Source organism: Kitasatospora sp. NPDC059571 (assembly GCF_042735675.1).
GTDB lineage: Bacteria > Actinomycetota > Actinomycetes > Streptomycetales > Streptomycetaceae > Kitasatospora.
In genome coordinates this window covers 4046-7644 of the sequence record NZ_JBHWBW010000386.1, presented here as the reverse complement: position 1 = coordinate 7644, position 3599 = coordinate 4046, and the positions used below count along the sequence as shown (strand labels likewise).

The following is a 3599-nucleotide window of genomic DNA, read 5'->3' as shown; positions in this document are numbered from 1 at the left end:
TCCGGCGGCAGGGAGTCGCCGGCTGGGCCCCCGCGGCGGGGGGGGGGGGGGTTCCCGCGGGCGGAGGCCCCGCGCCGGGGCCGCGCCCCGCCGCCGTGAGGGCGGCCCGGGTCTGCGGCCCGTACAGGGTGCCGTTGCGCTCGTCGCCCTTGATGTGGTGCTGGCGCTGGAAGTCCGCCAGCACCCACTGCGTCCACGAGTCGAAGTTCCCGCTGAGGAACCAGGTGTTGAGGTGGTGGTCGCCGCAGTCCACGGTCAGCAGCAGCTGCTGCATCGAGGTGACGTCCGCCCCGGAGTCGCCCGGCTTGAGCGTCCGGGTGACCGCCGGCGCGGAGGCCGACGGGCTCGCCGAACTCGGGCCGGGGCTCGGCGCGGCCGGGCCCGAGGCGCTCACCACCGACACCGGCGCCTTGCTGGTCGGCGCCTTGCTGCGGCTCCCGCTCGCGCTCACCCGCGGCTTGGCGGACGCGGAGGCGTCACCCGTCGGGGCCGGTGCGTCGGTGCTCGGCGGCACGTCGATGCTGCCGCTCGGTGCGGGCAGCGCCTGGTCGGGGCCGCCGCCGTCCGAGGAGGGCACCAGCGCGAGGGCCAGGCCGGCGCCGACCGCGGCGATGCCCAGACCCGCGGCGATGACCACCGTCCGCCGCCGGCCGGCGTGCAGCTGCTCGCTCTCGCGCCGCTCGGCCCGGCCGCCCGGCCGCTGCTGCGGCATGCCCTGGAAGGAGAAGACGCCCAGGTCCTGACCGCCTTGCGGACCCGGCCGCCGGCCGTCGGCCACCGACTGCGGCGGTACACCCGGCACCGGCGGGACCCCGACCAGCTGGAACGGCTGCTGCGGGCCGACCGCGAACGACTGCGGCGGCGCGGGCGGCACCGGGGCCCCGGCCGGGGGCGACTGCGGCGGCGCGGGCGGCACCGGCGGCATCAGCGCCGTCCCGAACGGGTCCTGGCCCGGGACGGAGGGCGCGCCGCCGTACCCGGTCGCGGCGGCCGGCACGTACGGCCGGACCAGCGGCGGGCCCTCCATGTGCGGCAGGACGGCGGTCTCGGTCACGTCCGGGTGCGAGGAGGTGCAGGCACAGCCGGAGGCGGCCCGGACCGTGCCGCACAGCGGGCAGTGCTCTCCCGGCATGGGCCGGTCCTCCTCGATCAGTGTGACGAACGCGCCCGATTATGCAGGAGGTTGTGCGGAGGCGACAGGGACGATCGGTGGCGTTCGGGCGGCTTGTCCCGTTTGATGGCGAAACAGCCGCGGTGAACGGTCGGTGATGAACCGGCGTATCCCGGACAGCTCCGCCCCACCGGGCCCCGCCGCGCCCATAGCCTCGCCCTGACGGTGTCTTCGGCCGGGGGAGCGGTGGAACACATGGCGGCGCAGCGGTACCGGTACGTCCTCGCCCTCTTCGGCGTCCTGCTCCTGGCCGCCCTGCCCCTCTACCTCCGGCCCGGCCACCGGTGCCCGGCCGACGGCCTCCCCTGCGTGGCGCCCGAGTACGCACCCGGCGGCATCCTCGGCCCCTACGAGCTCACCCGCCCCGGCTGGCTCGCCGGGTACTGGGCCCTCGCCCTGGTGGCGGGCGGCGCGGCCCTCGCCCGGCACTACCGCCGCGCCGGACTCCCGTACCGCGCGCTGCCGGTGCTGGCGGCGGCCGCCGCGACGGCCGGGACGACCGCCGTGCTGACCGCCGTCCACTGGCGGGGCCTGCGGTCCCCGTCCGCCTGGGCCGAGACCGCCCACCTGCTGGTCTTCAACGGCGCCAGCCCGCTCATCGTGATGGCCGCCGCCCTGCTCGCCCTGGCCGCCGCCGAACGCAGCCCCGCCCTGGCCGCGTTCGCCCTCGCCTGGGCCGCCCTCGCCCACACCGCCGCCACCCGCGACGGCCTCACCACCCTCGGCCGGCTCGGCCTGCCCCTCGACCCCGTCGACGACCCGTGGGGACTCCGGGCGCTGCCCAACATCGCCGTACCGGCCCTGGTCCTCCTGGCCGCCGCCCTCGCCCGGCCACCGGCCGGCCGCCCGCCCCTCAGCCGGCCGCCGGGGCGGCGCCGGAGGCACTGAGCGCGGCGGCCGCGGCCACCGTCTGCGGATGGTCGGCGCCGAAGGCGGCCGACCAGGTGCGGCGCACCCTGTCGGCAGGGGTCAGGCGGGCAGATCGCGGGAGCGGTGCTCCTCCAGGATGCGGTAGCCGGCGGCGGTGTAGAGGTTCATCGCGACCTCGTTGCCGCCGAAGACGTTGAAGAGCAGGGTGTCGTCGCCGGCCGCGGCGGTGGCGCGCTCGCCGACCGCCATCGCGGTGTGTCCGTGGCCGCGGCCCCGGTGCTCGGGGTGGACCTCCAGGGAGTAGCCGAAGGTGACGCCCGGGAGGAAGCCGTGGTGCAGCCAGCCCGTTCCGACCGGCTCGCCGTCGTGCTCCAGGACGATGAAGGCGTGGCCCTCGGTCGCCACGCCCTGGGGGAGCAGCCGGGCGAAGTCGCGGTCGGACTTGGCCCGGGCCTGCGCCGGGTCGAGGGCGCCGGCCCGGACGATGTCGGCGACGTAGCCGTCCTCCTGGGCGGTGAGCCAGGCCGGGTACTCGGCGGCGGTCAGCGGACGGTACGTCAGCGAGCCGTCGAGCGGGGCCGGGTCGCCGACCGGCTTGCAGCGGTTCTGTCCGCGCACCCCGTAGTCGTCGAAGAGCGGGTCGGGCGCCGTCAGGCCGACGAAGACCTGCCGGGCGCCGCGCTCGGCGCACCAGCGCTCGGCCCACTCGCGCGCCGCCAGGCGGTGCCGTTCCTCGCCGCCGGCCCCCGGTTCGAGCCGGAGTTCGCCGATCCGGCCGACGAGGACGCCGTTCTCCTCGGCGACGCCGACCGCGAGGTGGCCGACCGTCCGCCCGTCGGCGGTGATCGCGGCGACCTGCAGGGCCTCGGCCCGCTCGCGCCCGCGCTCGGCGAGGGCCGTCGCGGCGGCGTTGGTGAGCCCGGCCGCGCGGTAGGCGGCGGTGCGGCGGCGCAGGTGGCCGGGCAGCCAGGCGGACGGGTCGGCGATGAGGGTGATCTCGGTCATCCGTCAACGGCAGCACGGCGTACGGCCCGTGGTCCACCGGTTTTCCGCGGACGGCCCGGCGGACCGCCGCCGGCCGGGGCCGGCCTGGCAGGATGGGGGCATGTCTGTCGTGAAGATCAATGTGCTCAGCGTGCCGGCCGAGATGCGCGAGACGCTGGAGAAGCGGTTCGCCGCCCGGGCCGGCGCGGTGGAGAACTCGGACGGCTTCGAGTGGTTCGAGCTGCTCCGCCCGGTGGAGGGCACCGACCAGTACCTGGTGTACACCCGGTGGGCCTCCGAGGAGGCGTTCCAGGCGTGGATGTCCGGCCCGATGCAGCAGGCGCACCGCCAGGGCCCGCCGGCCGCCGAGGGCGAGGCGCCGAAGCGCCCGGCGGCCAGTGACTCCACGCTCTGGTCGTTCGAGGTCGTGCAGTCCGCCGGTCCGAAGGCCTGAGGCCGGGCGGGCCGGGGGGGGGGGACGACCCCGGGCCCCGCGGGGGGCAACCCCCCCCCCCGGGGGACCCCACCCCCCGGGGGGGGGGGCCCCGCGGGCGCCGCCCCCGGGCCCCCCCCC

4 protein-coding genes are annotated in these 3599 nt (G+C 77.8%); 2 read left to right on the top strand and 2 right to left on the bottom strand.

The window, feature by feature from the left end; genetic code table 11:
• Positions 1-1132: peptidoglycan-binding domain-containing protein (locus tag ACFV0G_RS30495; protein WP_380555019.1), on the bottom strand; the 1132-nt coding region annotated here is incomplete at its 3' end.
• 234 nt (positions 1133-1366) lie between these two features.
• Between ACFV0G_RS30495 and ACFV0G_RS30490 the strand changes: the two genes are divergently transcribed.
• Positions 1367-2059 (top strand): hypothetical protein, encoded by a 693-nt coding sequence (locus ACFV0G_RS30490; protein WP_380555017.1) that lies wholly within the window; start codon positions 1367-1369, stop codon positions 2057-2059.
• 81 nt (positions 2060-2140) lie between these two features.
• Here ACFV0G_RS30490 and ACFV0G_RS30485 read toward each other — a convergent pair whose 3' ends face one another.
• Positions 2141-3046: a GNAT family N-acetyltransferase gene (locus ACFV0G_RS30485; protein ID WP_380555015.1), complete on the bottom strand. Its 906-nt coding sequence runs from the start codon at positions 3044-3046 to the stop codon at positions 2141-2143.
• Positions 3047-3146: 100 nt separating this feature from the next.
• Between ACFV0G_RS30485 and ACFV0G_RS30480 the strand changes: the two genes are divergently transcribed.
• A complete protein-coding gene (locus ACFV0G_RS30480; protein WP_380555013.1) occupies positions 3147-3479 on the top strand; it encodes an antibiotic biosynthesis monooxygenase family protein in 333 nt (110 codons plus the stop codon).
• Positions 3480-3599 lie beyond the last annotated feature (120 nt).

Bases quoted from the DNA above. Each gene is read 5' to 3' on its own strand.
- ACFV0G_RS30480 (WP_380555013.1), top strand. From the start codon at position 3,147: ATGTCTGTCGTGAAGATCAATGTGCTCAGCGTGCCGGCCGAGATGCGC.
- ACFV0G_RS30490 (WP_380555017.1), top strand. From the start codon at position 1,367: ATGGCGGCGCAGCGGTACCGGTACGTCCTCGCCCTCTTCGGCGTCCTG.
- ACFV0G_RS30485 (WP_380555015.1), bottom strand. From the start codon at position 3,046: ATGACCGAGATCACCCTCATCGCCGACCCGTCCGCCTGGCTGCCCGGC.